The following is a 1,606-nucleotide window of genomic DNA, read 5'->3' on the forward strand; positions in this document are numbered from 1 at the left end:
CGCCCAGGCCCAGCCCGCGCGCGTCGGCGTCGATGCCGCGGGTCTCGAAACCTCGGCCGTCGTCGCGCACGCGCACGCTCAGCCAGCCGGCCTCGACCTTGGGCACGATCTCGACGCGCGAGGCCGAGGCGTGCTTCTGCACGTTCAGGCAGAGCTCGCGCACCACGCGGCAGGCCACCGCCCGTTGCACGGCGGGAATCTCGGCCGTGCCCGGCACCGCCATCGCGCTGGCGTCGACATGGACCGCCAGCGGCCCGAGCAGCCCCAGCTCCGCCGCCAGCGCCTCCAGCGCCGCCTGCAGGTCGCCGTGCCAGTCCGGCGGCGCCAGCGCGAAGGTCAGCGTCCGGACCGTCCGCGACAGCTCGCCCAGCAGCGAGGTCACCTGCGCCAGCGCCGGGTCGGTGACGGTGGGCTCGGGCTGGCCATGGCTCCATTCGCCGAATGCCAGCCGCAGCCGCACGATCAGGCTGCCGACCTGGTCATGCAGCAGCTGCGCGACGCGCTCGCGTTCACGCTGCTCGGCGTCGGCATGCGCTTCGGCGAGCGTCATCTGGAGGCGGGTCAGTCGCTCGAGGCGATGCTCGCGGGTGAGCCGGGAGGTCGGGCCGGCGATGCGCGGCCGGGCCGCGGGCGGGGATTGAGGACGGTGAGGGGTGAGGTTCATGCGAGCTCCCTGTGCGCCTGGACGGCGTCGTCGTGTGGGTGCCGACCCGGGGGATCGGTGCCGCAGACGGTAGGCGCCGCCGCCTCGCGCGACCTTCCGGAAACCTTCCGGAGCCTTCTGGCGGTCCGGGAAGCCCCGGAAACAGGCGCTTCCCGGGACTTCCAGGCGGGTTGAGGGAATTCCCGGGGGGCGAGACCGCAGGGCTCATGCGCGCGGGCAGTGCGGCCGCTCGAGGGGCGCGGCGCGACTGAGCTCGTAGCAGCGCTTCAGGAAATCGATGTTGGCGCCCAGGTCCGGCAGCGGTTTGCCGGGTCCTTTCCAGTTGGCGGACAGCGCCCGTCGCACCGGCTCGATGGCGGTCATGTACTCGTCGGGGAAGGGAATGATCTCGAAGACCAGTGGGAATTCGATGTACTCCAGCTTCACCAGCGCGCCGAGCTGCTCGTAATGGAAATGGACGGCGGCGTAGTCCTCCATGTCCTGGCTCAGGTAGAGGTCCTCGCCGGTGCCGGCGCGGCGGATCAGTTCGTCGACCTGCGGCGCGATCTCCGGCAGCCGTTCCCGCAGGAAGGCCCGGGCGCGCAGGCGGATGCGCTCGTCGCGCTCCAGCAGATGGGCGACGTGCTGCAGCGATTGCAGGCGCTCCGTCAGGTTGGCGCGCTTGCTGTCGTCCACCCATTCGACGAGCTGCGTCACCGAGATCAGCACCCCGACGATGACGCTCAGCCCGGTCGCCAGCCCGACCGCCGCCTGCCAGAAGCCGAGCACCGCCGCCCGGCGGTCGCGCGGCGGCGGGGCCTGGGTCTCATCAGCGGACGCGCTCATGGGGGCAGGCCCTTCTGCCGCAGCAGGACGGTCCAGGCGCGGTCCGGCGTCGGGACGAGCCGGCCGCCGACGTCCAGCGGGGCACGGGTCCAGCTGACGCTCTCGCTGACGTTGCCG

At 72.4% G+C, this 1,606-nt stretch carries 2 protein-coding genes; both read right to left on the reverse strand.

Going from position 1 to position 1,606, the window contains the following annotated elements; translation table 11 throughout:
* Positions 1–664: sensor histidine kinase (locus VF536_RS26040; protein WP_414710450.1), on the reverse strand; the 664-nt coding region annotated here is incomplete at its 3' end.
* Positions 665–868: 204 nt separating this feature from the next.
* The gene (locus tag VF536_RS26045) at positions 869–1,489 is read right to left on the reverse strand and encodes a hypothetical protein (RefSeq protein WP_331617860.1); all 621 of its coding nucleotides are present in this window, start codon (positions 1,487–1,489) and stop codon (positions 869–871) included.
* Positions 1,490–1,606: the final 117 nt, after the last annotated feature.

The sequence above is a fragment of the Roseateles sp. genome (assembly GCF_036486225.1).
Lineage (GTDB): Bacteria > Pseudomonadota > Gammaproteobacteria > Burkholderiales > Burkholderiaceae_C > Roseateles.